This is a genomic window from Candidatus Dechloromonas phosphoritropha, assembly GCA_016722705.1.
Taxonomy (GTDB): domain Bacteria; phylum Pseudomonadota; class Gammaproteobacteria; order Burkholderiales; family Rhodocyclaceae; genus Azonexus; species Azonexus phosphoritrophus.
Window position 1 is genome coordinate 2,216,773 of the sequence record JADKGN010000004.1, and the last position, 18,294, is coordinate 2,235,066.

Sequence of the window (18,294 nt, forward strand, 5' to 3'; positions counted from 1 at the left end):
CCGCATGTGGCTGCTGCGCCTGCTTGCAGTCATTCTGGTGGTCGCCATCGGCGCCGGCCTCCTGCTCTACGCCATCAGTGGCAACCGCGGTTACCTGCTGCTTTCCTGGCGGCTCTTTCGCTACGGGATAGTCTTTGCGCTGATTGTTTTTGCGCTCATGATCATTGAGCGGATCGCCGTCATTCCTGCCTAGCGGCACGCGCCAGCAAGGTGTCCAGTGCCTTCCGCAGCGGCCCGTCCGGCAGGTTTTCAGAGGCTGACCGGAGCGCCCCGCAGGCCCCCGCAGAGAGAGGCTTCGTGGTTGAAGTCGGTGATTGGTGGGGGATTTGGCGGGGTTGAACTTTCACCTCGATACCGCTACACTCCGCCCCTCCCTTGGATAACTCGTCGCACAGACGCTGGCTCAACTGGCGAATCTTGGTGGCGACTGCGCCATTGTCGGCGTGGATAACAACTTTCCCCGACTTGTAGTTGGCAATGTGCGCAACTTCGCCCAGTCCCGCCGGGGCCGCCTTCTCGAAGCGGCGCGCGAGGTCGAGTAGCAGTCTGGCATGGGCCATCACCCTGCCGGCGCCGGAATCGTTGTCAAGATAGCGCTCAAGCGTGTTGGTCATAGGAGGTTCAGTGCAGATCATTCTTGTTTCCCGCCACCTCAAGGTAGCGCGGACAATCACCATTATGCCTCGCCATCTGGCGATTGCGGGCTTCGCGTTTGTTTCCCTCGTCATCGCGACGGCGGCCGGCCTTTCGTCACTTGCCACCCGCCACGGATCGTTCGACACCGGGCCGGGCATCCTTGCACAGGAACAGGAAACACACAGGGCCCAGCAGTACGTAAATAACAACCTGCAGTTGATGGCCAAGCGCCTTGGCGAGTTGCAGGCGCAGCTCCTGCACTTGGACACGCTCGGTGAACGGCTCTCGACACTCGCCGGCATCAAGCGCGGAGCGTCGCCTGTGCGCGGTCCGGCGCCCGGGCAGGGTGGCGCATTCGTGCCGGCGCCACTGGGCGCCGAGGAATTGCAGCACGAAATTGACCGCCTGGCGCTGGAGGTTGATGTGCGGACCGATGAGTTGGCAGAGTTCGAATTGCGCTTTCTGGAAAAACGCGTCAGGGAGCGGCTGATGCCGACGACCCTGCCGGTCAAGGATGCCTTTCTCGGTTCGCCCTTCGGTCATCGCAGTGACCCCATCCTCGGCCAGCGGGCGATGCACGAAGGCATCGACTTCAATGCCGAGCCTGGCACGCCGGTGGTTGTCGCTGCCGATGGAGTGATTTTCTCGGCTGCCTATCAGGGCGATTTCGGCAACATGATCGAGGTTGACCATGGCGATGGCCTGGTCACCCGCTATGCCCACCTGTCGCGCATGGACGCGAAGATTGGCGGCCTGGTCAAGCGCGGCGAAACGATCGGTGCGGTCGGCACCACTGGCCGTACCACCGGCCCACACCTGCATTTTGAGGTACGCATGCTCGGCGTCGCGCAGAACCCGGCGCAATTTCTGAAGCAGGGTGACGAATACGCACTGCTCAAGCGCCGTTAAAATTCAATCGGCCTTGCGCCAGGATGCCGGCCACCGGGCGGATTCGCGCGAAGTCGAGCAGATCCGGCAAGCGGGCGCCTTTGCTTCTCCATTCGTCAAACAGGCGTTCGCCGAGCAGCACGTAATGCCAGTTGCGCTTTGCCGACTCTACATCGCCGGCTAATCCGTTGATCCGTTCGCACCAGGCGGCGGCTGCCTTCAGTTTTCGCTGTACATTCGGTGTGGTCAACTGGCCTTCGGCTTTGGTTTCGACGAGATAGACCGTGTGCTGCGTGCCCACCAGAAAATCCGGGGAATAGAAAGCCGGCAGCCCGTCTTCCTTGACGTAACGCAAGCGCACAAAGTCGTGGCGCGTCTCGCTGATCTTGCAAAATGCCTCGACCCCGCTGTCGGCCTGCGCCCACTCGATGAATGCCTTTTCCAGTCCGCCATTTCGTGCCGGATAAGGCAGGCGTTCATAGATGCACTTGGCGACCGCTAGCGAGCTGCTTTCGCGCATGGGTAGCGTGCCGACTTCCGACAAATGGCGATACAAAACCTCCGTCTGGCCCACGGTGGGGCGCGTTTCGGAGTCGATTAAGGCCACTGCGAAGACTTTGGTCACATGGTCGAGCACCGGTTGCAGCAGGAGCAAGCGCCAGCTCTCATCGGCCAGCGGCTCGAAGCCGGCGCCGAACAGGCGCTCGCGAATGTACTCATCCAGCCACGCCGCAAGTTCTGCGGAATTGACTTGTAGATAGGGATTGGCAAGGTGCGAGGCAATCCTGTTGCCCCTCGGCAGCGGTTGGCTCAAGGCCTGCCCGATGCGCCGGGTCAGACGGGTCAGGAAATCGTTGTAGCCAGTCACGTTCATTACCACGCCATCGACCCGGTAATCGCCGAACAGGGTACGGGTCTGCAAATCCTGTGAAACAAAGACATCGCCCTTGCCAAGCATGGCGGACAGTTCTTCGCGGCCAATGGCGGTAAAGGGCAGCAGGGTTTCCAGCGGCGGCGGACGATGTTCCAGGCGCTCCTCGGCCTCGCGCAGGATGAAGGGAATGGCGAAGTCGAAAGCCTCGTAGCCGTCGCGCAGGCCGACCGAAATCAGGTCGCCGGCGCTGCTCGTGCTGTCGCTCTCTTCGCTGGTGCTGCCAACCAGCCCGGCCGCCATCAGCTCGTCGTAAAAGGACTGAAAGGCCGGATGCTCGACGATCGAGAGCACGTCGATCAGGCTTTTCGGTTCCTGCCCGGCCTTGATGCTTTCCCGGTTGTCATGCTTCAGTTCAGCGAATTCGGCATCCCGCCACATCAGGCGCAGGCCACGCCCGATGGTCTGTTCGAGCAGGATTTGCGCCTGCGAGGAACGCAGCGGCACGATGACGCAGATGTTGTTGACGTCGAAACCCTCGCGCAACATCAGCACACTGACGAGGATCCGTGGCTGGGCATGGCGGTCGATGTCGAACAGCCGTTCGCGCAATGGCGCCCATTCCTTCTCACCCAATTCAGCCTTTTTGCCCGAGTCGACCGCCAGAATTTCGTCATCCGCAAGCCCCAGTTCGTCGCAAAAGAAGCGCGTGACCAGCGGCGAAACGCTCGTGTCCTCACAGACGATCAGCATTTTGGGGCGCCGGAGCGCGTCGACCGTGGCAAAGTCGGCCTCCAGTTTCTTCAGTTTGGCAAAGCCGGCGCGCAGCATCACACGTTGGCCTTGCGCGAGCGTCGGATTGCCGTCCTCGTCGCGCTCAGCCTTGAACTCCAGCGGCAACGCGCCGATTTCCTTGCGCCGGTCGAGCACCAGCGACTTTACCAGCCCGGCCGCCATCGCCTGCTTGAGGTCAAAATCGACAATGATGTGCGGGAAATACAGCTTGCGTTTGTTCTTGCCGGCACCGACATCGTTGTAAGGCGTCGCCGAGAAATCGAGCTGGACGAAGCGCCGCCCCTTGCTTTCGGCGATACGCGAGAGGCTTTTCTGCCACTCCACCTCGGTGCTTTCACCCTCCTTTTTCACCTCGTGGATGTGATGCGCCTCGTCGTTGAAGGCCAGCAGGTCGGGCAGCCTGGCCAGGTAATCGAGCACCCCGCCGCGCGCATAGCGGCGGTCGAGCACCTCCAGGCTGTTGCCGGTCGCCCGCCCCGGTGTCAGTGGCAGCAGCCCGGAAATCACCTGTTGCGCTTCCGGCGACACACCGGGCGCATCAAATTCCGGTTCAGGCGCCTCTTCCACCACTTCCGATAGCAGATGCCAGTTGGTGATCGCCAGCAGGCCGTTGCCGGTCGTCTTCAGTCCGATGTCTTCCTTGGCGCAGACGTTGCCGCGCACGAAGCCGAAAACCGTTTCGCGCTGCCCTTCGGGGAGGAACAATTCGGCATAGCACGCCACATCGGAAGTCGCGAAGTCGCGCACGCCATCGTGCAGCTTGCCGCAGAAGGCATCGAGCAGGCGGTCATAAACAATCAGCCCCGGCGCGACGAGCAGGAAATTCCGGGTAAAACGCGGGTCGACCGCAGCATTCGCCCGCGCCGCATTGGCGTTGAGCAATTGCCAGACCAACAGCGCCTGCAAGACCCAGGTCTTGCCCGTACCCGTCGCCATCTTCAGGCAATACTTGGGGTGAGCATGCTTGGCGCTCGCCACCTCGGCCAGCGTTGTTCCTCCGAGCAGCGCCTCCGGCGCCACTTGCTGATACAAGGCCAGCAAGTTCGGGGCGGCCAGCACTTCATGGGCGACGATGGTATTGAGGATGGCCTGCTTCTGGCCGGGGTGAAAATTGAAACGTCGGGTAAGGCAAATATCGTCGAGAAACCACCAACGCAACAATTCGGCGCTGATCGGCGTCACCAGATCGTAGAGATCGGCGCTGCCGTCTTCGAGGCCGCTGCACAATTGTTGGGTCCTGGCGGTGAGAGCGGCGGCGAGGGGAAGCATATCTGGCGCCTTGATCATGATGCCAATGCCACGGTGGCGCTGGCCTCCGCCTCAAAGCCAAAGACATCCACCACCCGGACGCACACCCGGCGTGGGCCGGGTGTGGCTGGGGTCTGGAAACAGGCTTCCGTCACCACGCGCAGCGGGTCGCCGTCGTTTTCGGTATTGCCCCGGTAGTCCTGCCACACCGAGCGGAAAACCTGGCCGTCGTAATCCGGGTCCACCGCCCAATATTCAATCAGCGCCAGCGGCTCGGCATTGGCGATGGCCTGCAACTTGGTTCGATTGGCCTCGTCGAGGTTGATCGCTTCCGGCGACAACAGCACGTAATTCCTGAGTTTGATTTTCAGTGTTTCCTGACCGTCGACCGCAACAGTGCGTTCCACTGGGTGAATGGTCAGGTATTGCAGACTGGAGAAGCGCACCGTGCCGCGCAGTTTTTCCAGTCCGCCCTTTTTCTTCAGGCGATCCATCAAATCAGGCGGAATGACCAGCACTTCCAGTCGTCTATCGTTCAGCGCGGCGATGGTTTCGCCAATGGACGGCTCGAAATTCCAGCCGAGGACGACGACACGATCCCAGCCGCCCATCAGGTTGTCGCGCTGGGCGACGGCCTTCTTCAGCGTCGCGGCGCCGGTCAGCTTGTTCGGCGAATCGGCCAGCACCAGCGTCTTGTGGCCACCACCCGTTACCTGACCGAGATTGCGCACCGGGTTCTCCTCCGCCGGCAAGGGCAGCGCACCATACAGCGAGAGAACGATCTGCGCCAGATCGCCGATGCGGAAATCGCGGCCCAGCATGGCTTTGGCCGCCTCCACCTGATAATCGCCGATGGCCTGATAGAGGAAGGGGCGAGCGTTCTGGTCGATCAGCCGCTTGCGCATGATCATGCAGGCTGGTTTGCCGAGATCAGTGGTGATCCAGCGCCGGCCAAGTTTTTCGGCGACGGCGGCGGTGGTGCCGGAGCCGCCGTTGAAGTCGGCGACTAATCCACCTTCTGGGCAAGATGCGCGGATAATGCGGTCGAGGAGTTTTTCGGGTTTTTGGGTGGCGTAGTTCAGCCCTTCATTGGAGCGCGATGAAATTGCCATGAAGTCAAACCAAAGGTCTTGAACCTGTTTGCCTTCAATATCATTGCCGTACTGCTTGTAGCGGGGCGTGCCTGTCGACGAAAAAAATATCTTCTCCTCAGTCAGAGCAATATCAATGCGCTCTTGGGACCATACCCAGTGTCGCCCCGAGGGTGGTTTTAGCAATCCTCGATCACCGAAGTAGCGTGGCTCCCCCTGACCAGCAGCATTCATCGATACCGATTTGTATCGATTGCCTGTTAACTTGCAGATATCGGGATACTCTTCCGCCGTTTCCCCATCGCTGCGTGGAACGAATACTGGCTGGAAGTGATAGCCGTTTGTCTTCGTGTAGAAAAACAAGGTGTCGTGAATGGCACCAAACTTGTTTCCGTCGTTATGGCTATATGAACGACGCCAAACGATCTCATTGCGAAAACAATCCTTCCCAAAAATCTCATCCATCACGATTTTCACGTAATGTCCGATATGCCAGTCGAGGTGCACGTAGATCGACCCGGTGTCGGCCAGCAACTCGCGCATCAAAATCAACCGGGGCGTAATCATCGCCAGATACGAAACCGTGCCATCAGCCCAGGTATCGGAATAGGCGAACTGTTCGATGACGTTGGGCTTCTGTTCCAGTTCAACGCCGGGCAAGCTGACTTTGGTGCGGTAGTCGGCCTTGGAATCGAACGGCGGGTCGATGTAAATAAGGTCGACCTTGCCGCGCAGGCTGGGGGTCTTTTCGTCGCCGGCCAGTAGCGCCGCCATTGCCAGCAGGTTGTCGCCGTAGATCAGGCGATTGGTCCACGGCGCAATGTCTTCCAGCGAGGGTTGCACTTCGCCGAATAGGCCGGGCTGCACGCTAGTCAGCCATTCCCGCCGTTCGTTGGCGGCAATCCAGTCGGTCGCGGCGCTGTCCTTGGCTGGCAGTACCCATTCCCGGGTTTGCAGACCGACGCGGTGACGGCTTTCCAGACTTTCGAGGATTTTTTCGGCTTGTTGCCGGCCTTTGGTGACGATGTCCGGGAGTTGTTCGAGCAATGACTTCGCCATTGAATTTTCTGTTCAATCTAAAATTGAATAATTAATTCAATTTTAGATTGAAGTAGGTTCAATTCGGTACTGAACGGAAGATTTAACTTCCGCGCATGGATGAGAAAGCCGAATTTGCCGAACGCTTGAAGCAAGCCATGCTCGCTGCTGGCTATGAGCCACGGCCTTCAGTGATCGAGCGCGAGTTCAATCAGCGGTACTGGGGACGTTCGATTTCCTTCCAGGCCGCGAGGCAATGGTTGCTCGGCAAGGCCGTACCGCAGCAAGACAAGCTTCAAATCCTCGCCGACTGGCTCAAGATCGAGCCGCAAATTCTGCGCTTCGGCGGCGAAGCGATCCGCTCGGTTCAGGAAAAGAAAAAGCGCTGGGAAGAAGCCGTCACCGGACCCGAGCGCGAGGTACTGGAGGCCTTCGTCAACCTGCCGGCGCCGCAGAAGAAGGTGGCGCGCGAGGTGATCCTCGCGCTGGCCAAGGTCAGTAGCTGAAGCAGATCAAGCGCCGCAACATTTCTTGTATTTCTTGCCCGAGCCGCAAGGGCATGGTTCGTTACGGCCAACCTTGGGCGTTGCTCGGTTAAGGCCGCTATTGCTTGGTGCGGCCTCGCCGGCCAGCGGGGGTCTGGCTGGCAAGTCATGGAAGCGATCCGAGAAGCAATGCCACGTTTGCATGTCGCCAATCGCATCGGGCACGTAAGGCTGCTTGTAGGAAAGGAAACTGTCGAGGCGTTCGGCCAGTGGGCGCTCCAGTTCCCTGCCATACCAGCCGATGCTGGCAACTTGCGGATCCAGGACGCCAGCATTCCACCATCTCTGAATCGTCGGCAGGTGCACTGATGTTCCGATGTCCGCCAGCGCGCCGGCCAAGGCATCCATGAGCAATTCGTCGCTCCGCGTATTCACCGTCGCGGGTTGTTCGCTGATCCAGAGCATTGTCTGGTCGCCCCGCGCACACAACCATTCGAGTAGTTGCTCGGCCGGGGAATCGCCGGCAATTACGCGGCTGACGAGGGCGCCAACCATCATATGGCGCGCCCATTCGGAATATTGGCGATTTTCGATGAAGTCACGAATCAGGCTTTCATCGTCACAGACTGCGGCAACGCAGCGGTGAAAGGATTCGGTCAGGTGATCGCCAAGGGCTTCGTCCAGGGCGGCCTCGGGGAGCGCGGCAATGCGCAGCAGCGGCCGCAAGGCTCGGGTCTCCCTTCTCTGGGCCAGCAGATGCATGGCGTGCAGATGAAACATCGACTCGGCCATTTCGTCCGGGTCGCCGGATATCCGCTCCAGTTCGGCTATCAGGCACTCATAATGTTCGCCATCGTTCAGCACCGCTCGCGCCGCCAGAACCGGATAGCCGCGGCGCGGGCTGCGGAATGAATTCAGTATGTCTTCCCAGTTCAAGGTCTGTCCTTCCGGCAGGGGGGCGTTGGTGTGGTTGGCTATGTTTGCGATCAAACCGCCAAGCGATACGGCAATTCTATTGGATTTCGGCTCTATGCGACGGGCGGGGCGTACATGCTAGAATCGCTGCTTCGCTGCTTTGCTGCAGTGCGCAACCACACTCCATCGCGATGATCTCTGGCCTACTCAGAAAAGTTTTCGGCAGCCGCAACGACCGGCTGATTAAGCAATACGCTCAGACCGTCAAGCGCATCAATGCTTTCGAGCCAGTCATCGAAGCACTGAGCGACGAGCAATTGCGTGCCAAGACGGACGAGTTCCGCCAGCGCCACGCCAACGGCGAATCGCTCGATGACCTGATGCCAGAGGCGTTCGCCGTTGTCCGTGAGGCCGGCAGGCGCGAACTTGGAATGCGTCATTTCGACATGCAGTTGGTAGGCGGCATGGTCCTGCATTACGGCAAGATCGCCGAAATGCGTACCGGCGAGGGCAAGACGCTGGTCGCCACGTTGCCCGCCTACCTCAATGCCATTTCCGGCAAGGGCGTTCATGTCATCACGGTCAACGACTACCTGGCCAGCCGCGATTCAGAGTGGATGGGCCGTCTCCACCGCTTCCTCGGCCTGAGTGTCGGCGTCAATCTCTCGCAGATGGATCACGAGGCCAAGCAGGCGGCCTATGCGGCCGATATCACCTACGGCACCAACAACGAGTTCGGCTTCGACTACCTGCGCGACAACATGGTTTATACGGCCGATCAGCGCGTGCAGCGCGGGCTGAATTTCGCCATTGTCGACGAGGTGGATTCGATCCTGATCGACGAGGCGCGGACGCCACTGATCATTTCCGGCCAGGCCGAGGACCATACCGACCTGTATTTGCGCATGAAGGATGTGGTGCCCAAACTGACTCGCGCTGCCGAGGAAAACGGCGAGGGTGATTACTGGGTGGACGAGAAGGGCCATCAGGTTCATCTCGCGGAAAGTGGTTACGAGCGCGCCGAGCAGCTTCTGCTCGAGCACGGCATGTTGCAGGAAGGCCGCAGCCTGTACGACGCGGCGAACATCCTGCTGATGCATCACCTGAATGCCGCCCTGCGTGCGCTGACCCTGTTCCAGAAGGATCAGCAATATGTCGTGCAGAACGGCGAAGTGGTCATCGTTGACGAATTTACCGGCCGTTTGATGGCCGGCCGGCGCTGGTCCGACGGTCTGCACCAGGCGGTCGAGGCCAAGGAAGGCGTGCAGATCCAGGCCGAGAACCAGACGCTGGCGTCGATAACCTTCCAGAATTACTTCCGCATGTACGGCAGGTTGTCCGGCATGACGGGCACCGCCGATACCGAGGCCTACGAATTCCAGCAGATCTACGGCCTCGAAACCGTGGTCATCCCGACGCACCGGCCGATGGTGCGCAAGGATATGAATGACCTGGTGTACAAGACGGCCCAGGAAAAATATGCGGCGATCATCGCCGATATCAAGGATTGTTCGGCGCGGGGCCAGCCGGTGCTGGTCGGCACGACCTCGATCGAAAACTCCGAACTGCTCTCCAGCCTACTCGACAACGAAAGCTTGCCGCATTCGGTGCTCAACGCCAAGCAGCACGCCCGCGAAGCCGAAATCGTCATCGAGGCCGGTCGACCGGGGCAGATCACGATTGCCACCAACATGGCCGGTCGCGGTACCGACATCGTCCTCGGTGGCAGCATCGAGAAGGCCGTGTCGGTCGTCAAGCATGACGAATCGCTGCCGGCGGCCGAGCGCGAAGCGACGATGGCCCGCATGCGCGAGGAGTGGCAGAAGCCGCACAACCAGGTGCTGGCGGCCGGCGGACTCCATATCATCGGTTCCGAACGCCACGAATCGCGCCGTATCGACAACCAGTTGCGCGGGCGCTCCGGGCGTCAGGGCGACGCTGGTTCTTCGCGTTTCTACCTATCGCTCGACGATTCGTTGCTGCGCATCTTTGCCGGCGAACGCCTGCGCGCCATCATGGACAAGCTGAAGATGCCCGAGGGCGAGGCGATCGAGCATCCGCTCGTCACGCGTTCGCTGGAATCCGCACAGCGCAAGGTCGAGGCGCGCAACTTCGATATTCGCAAGCAGTTGCTGGAATATGACGACGTATCCAATGATCAGCGCAAGGTGATCTACCAGCAGCGCAACGAGCTGCTGGAAACCGACGATATTTCCGAAACCATAACGGCGATGCGCCATGCCGTCCTTACCGAGATTTTTCGCGCTCATGTTCCGGCTGACTCGGTGGAGGAACAGTGGGACATGACCGGACTGGAGCGGGTACTCGCCTCCGACCTGCAGATGGTCGCTCCGGTGGCCGAGTGGTTTACGAACGAGCCGACGTTGTCCGACAAGGAAATTCTGGCCCGTATCACCGAGGGCGCTGATAGTACCTACCAGGCCAAGGTCGACATGGTCGGGGGCGAAAGTTTCCACCAGTTTGAACGCAATGTGATGCTGCAGAGCCTGGATGCGCATTGGCGCGAACATCTGGCGGCGCTCGATCACCTGCGCCAGGGCATTCACCTGCGCGGCTATGCCCAGAAGAATCCCAAGCAGGAGTATAAGCGCGAGGCATTCGAACTGTTCGAGGCGTTGCTCGACCGGGTGCGCAAGGAGGTTACCCGCGTCGTGTTCACGGTGCAGATCCGTTCGCAGGAAGATGTTGAGGAAACGGTTCCGCACGCCGACGTGCACAACGTGCAGTATCAGCATGGCAGTTATGACGAGGAGTCGGGCGGGAGCGCCGACGAGGCACCGCCGCAGCGACCGGTTCAGGCCGGGCCAAAGGTCGGGCGCAACGACCCGTGTCCATGCGGCAGCGGAAAGAAATACAAGCACTGCCACGGAAAACTGTCCTGACCCGTCGAGGCACCCGTGAGGTGCCTTGATGTTTTTGGAGTCAAATGGAATGCCAGTGAATTACGCCACCCCTGACGCCGATCAGATACTTCCGGTGGCCGGCGTCCGCCTCGGTGTCGCCGAGGCCGGGATTCGCAAGAAAGACCGGCGTGATCTGACACTGGTTGCGCTGGATGCGGGATGCACGGTCGCCGGGGTATTCACCCAGAACCGTTTCTGTGCGGCACCGGTACAACTGTGCCGCGATCATCTGGCGGGTGGCAGGGAAATCCGCGCGCTGGTCATCAATACCGGCATCGCCAATGCCGGTACCGGCGAGTCAGGCCATCAGGCGGCGCAGGCCACGTGCGAGGCGGTCGGCGAACTGCTCGGCGTTGCCGCTGATCAGGTGCTGCCGTTCTCGACAGGCGTGATTCTCGAAAACCTGCCGGTCGACCGCATCAGGGCGGTCTTGCCGGCAGCGCTGGCCGACCTCGAGGCCGACAACTGGCATGCCGCCGCGCACGCCATCATGACAACCGACACCGTCGCCAAGGTTGCTTCACGGACGGTTGCGGTCAACGGCAAAAAAGTCACCATTTCCGGCATGTCCAAGGGTGCCGGCATGATCCGTCCGAACATGGCGACCATGCTTGGATTCGTTGCCACCGATGCCGGCATCGCGCAGGCCATGCTCGACAGGCTGGTCAAGGAGGCCGCTGACCAATCGTTCAACCGCATCACCGTCGATGGCGACACGTCGACCAACGATTCCTTCATCATGATCGCCAGCGGCCGGTCGGGAGCCGTGTTTGCGGAGGAGTCCGATGCCGGCTGGGCCGAGGTCGGGGCGGCGATCATCGCGCTTGCGCTCGAACTGGCGCAGGCCATAGTCCGCGATGGCGAGGGCGCCACCAAGTTCATCACGGTGGCCATCGACGGCGGCAAGGACAGCGGAGAATGCCGCCAGGTCGGCTACGCAATCGGCCACTCGCCGCTAGTCAAGACGGCCTTCTTCGCTTCTGACCCGAACCTCGGGCGGATTCTCGCCGCTATCGGCTATGCCGGAATCCAAGATCTCGATGTCGATGGAGTCAGGGTCTGGCTTGACGACGTATTGGTCGCCGAGAACGGCGGGCGGGCCGAGGCTTATCAGGAGCAGGATGGTGCACGGGTCATGGAACAGGCGGAAATCACGATCCGCGTCGATCTCGGTCGCGGACACGCCGCTGCCAAGGTTTACACCTGCGATTTTTCTTACGATTACGTCAGAATCAACGCCGATTACCGGAGTTAAGAAAATAGCTTGTCCGGTGAGTGCCGGAATGTTCCGCTAAGCCCGCGTAAATGCGGGCTTTTTAGTCTGTATCGTTCCGCAGCGTTCCATTGACTACTGGTAACAATGCGGGTATAAAAGCGGGTATGGATGGCCTATACCCGATTCTGAAAAGCGGGTACAACAAAAACACGGGTACGGGCCAATGACCAAAGCATTTTATGAAGAGGCTTCCCATGCTCGGCGACACAACAATCCGCAACACGAAGGCGACCACAGGCCCGATCAAGCTAACAGATGGAAACGGGCTGTACATTGAAGTTCGCCCGAACGGCTCGAAGCTGTGGCGCTACAGATACAAAATCGACGGCAAGGAGAATCTGTTTGCCATGGGCGGCTACTGCCAACCGCCACTTGGCGAGAGCGAAGAAGAAGCCAAAGAGCGTCGGAGCGGACGGCGTTTTACGCTGGCAGAGGCAAGGGGAGAGCGCGAACGCTGCCGGGGATTGGTCAAGCAAGGCATCCACCCCTCGCACCAACAAAGAACGGAAACCCTGCGCCGGTCTGTTGAGTCGGCAAGTACGTTCAAAGCGGTGGCCGAAACGTGGATAGAGGAAAACGAAAGGGTTTGGTCCGGGAACTACACGCGCCAAATCAAACAGAGATTTGTCGGGGATGCCTATCCATTCATTGGCTTCCTGCCTATCAAGACTGTGACCCCGGCGCACGTCAAAGACGTTTTGAAGCGCGTAGAAAAGCGCGGCGCGCCAAGTGTCGCCAAGCTGTTGAAAACATGGATTGGCGGTGTATTCAGATACGCAGCCGGGGAACTGATGGTCGAGACTGACCCCACCTGGCCGCTACGCAACACCATCAAGGCACCCAAGACCCAACACATTGCACACCTGACCGCGAAGGAAATACCGCCCTTCTTGCAGGCCGTCGAAAATGTGCAGGCCGAACAGGTTACAGCAAGCGCCGTTAAGCTGCTGTGGCTGACGATGGTTCGCACCGTTGAATTGCGCGGTGCGGAATGGAGCGAGTTTGATTTTGAAATCGGCGTTTGGACGGTTCCAGCCGAGCGGATAAAAATGCGCGAAAAGCACATGGTTCCACTGCAGACGCAAGCCATTCAACTGTTGCAAGCATTGCAGACGATGACGGGCCGGGGGCGGTATGTCTTTCCGGGGCGCAAGGATCGTGACCAGCCATTGACCCATGAGGGTATTCGCGACGTGTTCAACCGAGCAGGGTATGCCGGTAAATTCTCGCCGCACGGTACTCGTTCCACGTTTTCAACCTACTTCAACGAGGCCGGGGCTGACCACGACGTTATCGAGTTGATCCTGGCCCACAAGGATAGAGACAAAATCCGTAGCGCCTACAACCACGCAAAAAAGCTGGATCAACGGCGGGCACTGTTGCAGCAATGGGCTGACCTGACAGACGCCTGGCGGGAAGGCGTCAAGGTTTTGCCGTTCAAGAATCAGGCGGCGTAAAGGTTTGCTGCGCCTAATCCGACGGGACGAAAACCGGGCACCCTAGTGGCGCGGCTTCTGATTCAAAGGCGATGTGTAAATGGGGGACAACATGGAAAGTCTGGATTACTGGCGACTATGCGATGAATTGAGCATCATTCAGGCGGCGTTATTGCTTGTCGAGTGCGACCCGGGCAGTAATGGATATGTGGAGAACTGGGAAATGCACGAAAGGCCGCATGGCTACGAAGCCGCAAAGACAGCGATAACCAATACTTTCCGGCGCGGGACGATCAAAGGGCGGCTGATCCCAATTTATGAATATGACATCAACGGGAACCAGTGCGGTGCAATCGACGACTCAATAAACCTTGTCGAGTCGCGGGTGGATGTTGAATCCCTGCGGCAATGGCTGGCAACCCGTGGCATCCGCACCGGCTTTTTCTTTCCGGCTGCGACCGATGCTCCCGATTACCTTGACCCGAAGAACCCTCGCTATGCGCCCAAACTGGCAGCGGCAGTTCGAGCGTGGCTGGCTGTTACCAACCTGAACGGCAAGACACCGAAGCAGGCATTGGCGAAATGGCTAAGGGAACACGCGGCGGAATTCGGCATGACCGACGACGAAGGAAAGCCTAACGAAACCGGAATCGAGGAAGCCGCGAAGGTCGCGAATTGGCAACCCGGCGGCGGCGCACCAAAGACCCCCGGCGAGTAATCCACCCACCCCCAAGAGCCTTGCCAATACTGGTTTTCAAGGCTGGCGCGGTTTTGAACCTACCCACCCCCTACCAAGGGAACCCGCCCACCCCATCCCCATTTTTCGGGGCGGGTTTTCTGAACCTGCCCGGCTATTCTGAGGGCGGCGTGATGTATTCAATGCGAAACCATGCCGGTACGTTCCGGCGAATGCTAAGGAATTACGAGCATGGCCGCACAAATCAATCACGCCCTTACCATCCTACGTCGCAAGCAGGTTGAGGCCCGCACCGGGCTTTCCCGTTCCACGATCTACGCCAAGCTGCGCCGAAACCCGAAGCGCCCGAGCGACTACGACCCGACCTTCCCTGTTCCGGTTTCCATCGGCGCGAAGGCCGTTGGCTGGATCGAGTCGGAGCTAGACGCCTGGCTGACCGCCCAAATCCAAAAGAGCCGTAAGGCATAGGGGCGATCATGAGCGACAAGAAAAAAGCCGTCGGGGCAGGCACCCCCACGACTTCAAATACCAATTTCGATAGCCGCAATTATACCAAATCTAATCTGCTGATAGGTTGGCTCAATCTGGCTAAACCGTCACGTAGTCGTCAGCAAAAACACAGATGGCAACGCGGTAAGCAACAAGGCCAGATTGACGCCTACATGGCCGGGCAACTGGCCTTGCTGGCCGTGATTGCTTTTCTGATCGCCAGTGGGGTGATGCCATGAGCACCGACATTGACCGCATCCGCGAAGCCCTGCAATTCATTGATGCCAGCGACCGCGAAACATGGCTACGCATGGGCATGGCGATCAAATCCGAGCTCGGGGACGTTGGCCTTGACCTGTGGGAGGCGTGGAGCCTGCAAGCCGATTCCTTCAACGGCAAGGATGCGCGGGACGTGTGGAAGAGTATCCGGGCGGGTGGCAAGGTGACTATCGGGACGCTGTTCTACGAAGCCAAGGCAAACGGCTGGCGCGATGATGGCAGCTATCAGAAGCCGACCCCAGAAGAATTGGAAAAACGCCGTCAAGCTGCGGTCGACCGTGAAAAGCGGGAGAAATTGGAGATTGAGCGCGAATGCGCCGACACGGCGGCGAAGGCGGCGGCGATCTTCAAGGTGGCGGCTGACCCAGTCGATAACCCCTACCTTGCCCGCAAGCGGGTTTCCCCTGTGGCGACCCTGCGAGAGATTGACGCGAGCGCGGCGACGGCAATCCTTGGCTATGCGCCGAAGTCGGGCGGCGATCTACTGACGGGCCGCTTGTTGGTGGTTCCAGTCAAGCAAGGCGACGGCATATCAACGCTGGAACTGATCGACGGCGACAAGCGCAAGGCGGCGCTGGCCGGGCGCGGTAGCAAGGTGGGCGGGTATTGGGCAACCGGACGCCTGCCAGATGGCGACGGCGCGGGCCTGACCTTGCTGATTGGCGAGGGCGTGGCGACAGTGCTATCGGCATCGGCGGCAACCGGGCATCCCGGCATTGCGGCGCTATCGTCGGGCAACCTGCCTGCGGTGGCGAAGGCGATGCGCGAATGCTACCCGGCGGCGGTGATAGTGATTTTGGCCGATCTGGTGAAGTCGACCGGCGAGCCTGATCCCCATGCAATCGAGTCCGCAAAAGTCGGCGCTGGCAGGACGGCAATCCCTGACTTCGGCACCGACCGCGATCCCGACATGAAGGACATGAACGACCTGTTCATTCTTGACGGGCCAGAAGCCGTAGCGCAAGTCATAGCGAACGCGAGCGCACCCGCAAGGGGTGAGTGTCAACCCGGCAATGATGATGCGCCAGCGGGCGATTCTGAGGGAAACGGCTGGCCTGATCCGCATCCGCTGGCGGCGAAGATCGAACCGGAACCTTATCCGCTTGATGCCCTGCCCCTGCCGATCCGGGCGGCGGTGGAAGAGGTAGCGGGCTTTGTCAAGGCACCTGTCCCGATGGTGGCATCGTCGGCACTGGCGGCGCTGTCGCTGGCGATCCAAGCCCATGCCGATGCGAAGCGACTGGAAAAGCTGCATGGGCCTGTCGGTTTGTTCCTGCTGACCATTGCCGATTCTGGCGAGCGTAAATCAACCTGCGACGGCTTTTTCACCAAGACAATAAGCGACTATGAGGAAGCCCAAGCGGAAGCAGCAAAGCCGATCCTGAAAGACCACAGGGCGGCAATCGAGGCATGGGAAGCCAAGCGCGGCGGCGTCAAGGAAAAAATCCGCCAGCTTGCCAAAGATCAAAAGCCGACGGCGGGCATGGAATCGGCCTTGCGCGATCTGGAACACGACAAGCCGGAACCGCCAAGAATTCCCCGCCTGCTCTATGCCGACGCAACCCCCGAGGCACTGGCCTATGGGCTGGCAAGGCAATGGCCGTCGGGCGGCGTGGTATCTGCCGAGGCCGGGATTGTTTTCGGTTCGCATGGCATGGGCAAGGATTCAGTCATGCGGAATCTTGGCCTGCTGAATCAGCTATGGGACGGCAAGAGCCTGACCATTGACCGGCGCACTTCGGAGTCCTTCACTGTGCGCGGTGCGCGTCTTACCGTGGCCTTGCAGATTCAGGAACCGACCTTGCGGGAATTTTTCACCCGATCCGGGGCTCTGGCGCGTGGCACGGGCTTCCTTGCCCGCTTCCTTGTGGCATGGCCGGGATCAACGCAAGGGATGCGGATGATTGACCCTGACGCACCGGACGGGCCTGCAACATGGCCGTACCTGGCCGCATTCCATCGGCGCATTACCGCGATACTGGATCAACCCGCCCCCATTGATGACGATGGCGCACTGACCCCGCCCATGTTGCCCCTGACCACGGAAGCGAAAGCGGCATGGGTGGATTATCACAATGCAATCGAGTGCGAGCTATCCAGCGGCGGCGAGCTTTACGACGTGCGGGACGTGGCGAGCAAATCCGCCGACAACGCGGCAAGGCTGGCGGCACTGTTCCAGATGTTCGAGGGGGCGGGCGGCGCAATCGGCGCGGAGGCTTTCGAGGGTGCAAGCCGAATCACGGCATGGCACCTGCACGAAGCCCGGCGCTTCTTTGGTGAGCTTGCGCTACCGGCTGAACTGGCGGACGCGGCGCGGCTGGATAGTTGGCTGATCGAGCTTTGCAAGCGGGAACGGACGCACCTTGTACCGACCCGAGAGGCGCAACGCCTTGGGCCGATCCGCGACAAGGAAAGGCTGACAACAGCATTGCGGGAACTGGAAGAGCTCGACCGTGTGCGCGTGGACCATGAGGGGCGGCGGAAAACCATTAAGGTAAATCCGGCGCTGGTGGTGACACCATGAGCCTATCGAACCTGATCCGAAGGAAGAGCGACCCGGTAAGGTTTGCGACTGCGACACCTGCGACTATTGCGACACTTGAAGGGAAAAAGGGGCGAACTGTCGCAAGTGTCGCAACTGTCGCAGTCGCAAAGTCCGGGCAAGGGCAAACCGCACCCCCGGTAAAAGTCAGTCCCGGCGGCACGGCAACCGCTTCCCGCTGGTGGCTGATTCACTACGTCGACCGCGATCTGCTGGAAGTGGCCTGCTGTCCAGAAGCAACCCATGCCGAGATTTTGGAGCGGTACCCGGAAGCGGTAGCGGCGGAACCCTATACCCCGACCGGCCGGCAACTGTCGGCACCCATGACTGCCGAAGAGGAAACGGCAATCCGCGCCTGGCTGAAACTGATCGAGGAAACCGACCCGGCGACCATTGCCGAAGTCATAGGACGGTGCCAGCGGGATGCGGATGCACGGGCCTACTTCACCGGGCGGGCGGCGGCGGAACTGCCAAAACCTGACCCCTTCCCCGATGACCGCATCTCGTGTCGCCAATGCCTCAGCCTGTTGGGGCGGGTTTGCACCATTGCCAAGCCCGGCGGGCTGGTATCCGCCAATCGAGGCTACGCGCCCCCAGCCGACACCCTGCAACGCTGCGCCGGGTATTTGCCAACCAACGACACCAATCAACAACCGGGCGGCGAACGCTGGCCGGGCATCTGAA

General features: G+C 60.2%; 15 protein-coding genes. 11 read left to right on the forward strand and 4 right to left on the reverse strand.

Annotated features, from left to right (window positions below):
* Positions 1–4 precede the first annotated feature (4 nt).
* Positions 5–193 carry a hypothetical protein gene (locus IPP03_16460; GenBank protein ID MBL0354160.1) on the forward strand — a complete coding sequence of 63 codons (189 nt, stop codon included), beginning with the start codon at positions 5–7 and terminating at the stop codon, positions 191–193.
* Here the strand turns inward: IPP03_16460 and IPP03_16465 are convergent.
* The gene (locus IPP03_16465; GenBank protein ID MBL0354161.1) at positions 180–614 is read right to left on the reverse strand and encodes a DUF721 domain-containing protein; all 435 of its coding nucleotides are present in this window, start codon (positions 612–614) and stop codon (positions 180–182) included. The genes IPP03_16460 and IPP03_16465 overlap by 14 nt on opposite strands.
* Positions 615–678: 64 nt before the next feature.
* Here IPP03_16465 and IPP03_16470 point away from each other — a divergent pair, with 64 nt between their 5' ends.
* On the forward strand, positions 679–1,545 hold the full coding sequence (locus tag IPP03_16470) for a M23 family metallopeptidase (protein ID MBL0354162.1): 867 nt from the start codon (positions 679–681) through the stop codon (positions 1,543–1,545).
* On the opposite strand, the gene IPP03_16475 is transcribed toward IPP03_16470, so the two are convergent.
* Together IPP03_16475 and IPP03_16480 are read right to left on the reverse strand one after the other, a co-directional pair.
* Positions 1,532–4,477: a DEAD/DEAH box helicase family protein gene (locus tag IPP03_16475; protein MBL0354163.1), complete on the reverse strand. Its 2,946-nt coding sequence runs from the start codon at positions 4,475–4,477 to the stop codon at positions 1,532–1,534. The genes IPP03_16470 and IPP03_16475 overlap by 14 nt on opposite strands.
* Positions 4,474–6,588 carry a site-specific DNA-methyltransferase gene (locus tag IPP03_16480; protein ID MBL0354164.1) on the reverse strand — a complete coding sequence of 705 codons (2,115 nt, stop codon included), beginning with the start codon at positions 6,586–6,588 and terminating at the stop codon, positions 4,474–4,476. Before IPP03_16480 ends, IPP03_16475 begins: the two co-directional genes overlap by 4 nt.
* A 95-nt stretch (positions 6,589–6,683) precedes the next feature.
* Between IPP03_16480 and IPP03_16485 the strand changes: the two genes are divergently transcribed.
* The gene (locus IPP03_16485; protein ID MBL0354165.1) at positions 6,684–7,073 is read left to right on the forward strand and encodes a transcriptional regulator; all 390 of its coding nucleotides are present in this window, start codon (positions 6,684–6,686) and stop codon (positions 7,071–7,073) included.
* A 6-nt stretch (positions 7,074–7,079) separates the two neighbouring features.
* Here IPP03_16485 and IPP03_16490 read toward each other — a convergent pair whose 3' ends face one another.
* Positions 7,080–7,988 (reverse strand): DUF1186 domain-containing protein, encoded by a 909-nt coding sequence (locus IPP03_16490; GenBank protein ID MBL0354166.1) that lies wholly within the window; start codon positions 7,986–7,988, stop codon positions 7,080–7,082.
* 170 nt (positions 7,989–8,158) lie between these two features.
* On the opposite strand from IPP03_16490, the gene secA reads away from it, so the two are divergent.
* The 8 genes from secA (at position 8,159) to IPP03_16530 (ending at position 18,293) form a co-directional block, all read left to right on the forward strand.
* Positions 8,159–10,870 carry a preprotein translocase subunit SecA gene (gene secA / locus IPP03_16495; GenBank protein MBL0354167.1) on the forward strand — a complete coding sequence of 904 codons (2,712 nt, stop codon included), beginning with the start codon at positions 8,159–8,161 and terminating at the stop codon, positions 10,868–10,870.
* 49 nt (positions 10,871–10,919) lie between these two features.
* Positions 10,920–12,146, forward strand: coding sequence for a bifunctional glutamate N-acetyltransferase/amino-acid acetyltransferase ArgJ (gene argJ, locus IPP03_16500; protein MBL0354168.1), 1,227 nt, complete (start codon positions 10,920–10,922; stop codon positions 12,144–12,146).
* Between the two features lie 215 nt (positions 12,147–12,361).
* Positions 12,362–13,624: a tyrosine-type recombinase/integrase gene (locus tag IPP03_16505; protein MBL0354169.1), complete on the forward strand. Its 1,263-nt coding sequence runs from the start codon at positions 12,362–12,364 to the stop codon at positions 13,622–13,624.
* Between the two features lie 79 nt (positions 13,625–13,703).
* Positions 13,704–14,321: a hypothetical protein gene (locus IPP03_16510; GenBank protein ID MBL0354170.1), complete on the forward strand. Its 618-nt coding sequence runs from the start codon at positions 13,704–13,706 to the stop codon at positions 14,319–14,321.
* 222 nt (positions 14,322–14,543) lie between these two features.
* Positions 14,544–14,768: an AlpA family phage regulatory protein gene (locus IPP03_16515; GenBank protein ID MBL0354171.1), complete on the forward strand. Its 225-nt coding sequence runs from the start codon at positions 14,544–14,546 to the stop codon at positions 14,766–14,768.
* 8 nt (positions 14,769–14,776) lie between these two features.
* Complete coding sequence (locus IPP03_16520; protein ID MBL0354172.1) at positions 14,777–15,028, forward strand: hypothetical protein; 252 nt, start codon at positions 14,777–14,779, stop codon at positions 15,026–15,028.
* Positions 15,025–17,592, forward strand: a complete 2,568-nt coding sequence (locus IPP03_16525) for a DUF3987 domain-containing protein (GenBank protein MBL0354173.1) — start codon at positions 15,025–15,027, stop codon at positions 17,590–17,592. Before IPP03_16520 ends, IPP03_16525 begins: the two co-directional genes overlap by 4 nt.
* On the forward strand, positions 17,589–18,293 hold the full coding sequence (locus IPP03_16530; GenBank protein ID MBL0354174.1) for a hypothetical protein: 705 nt from the start codon (positions 17,589–17,591) through the stop codon (positions 18,291–18,293). The genes IPP03_16525 and IPP03_16530 overlap by 4 nt, the downstream gene beginning before the upstream one ends.
* Position 18,294 lies beyond the last annotated feature (1 nt).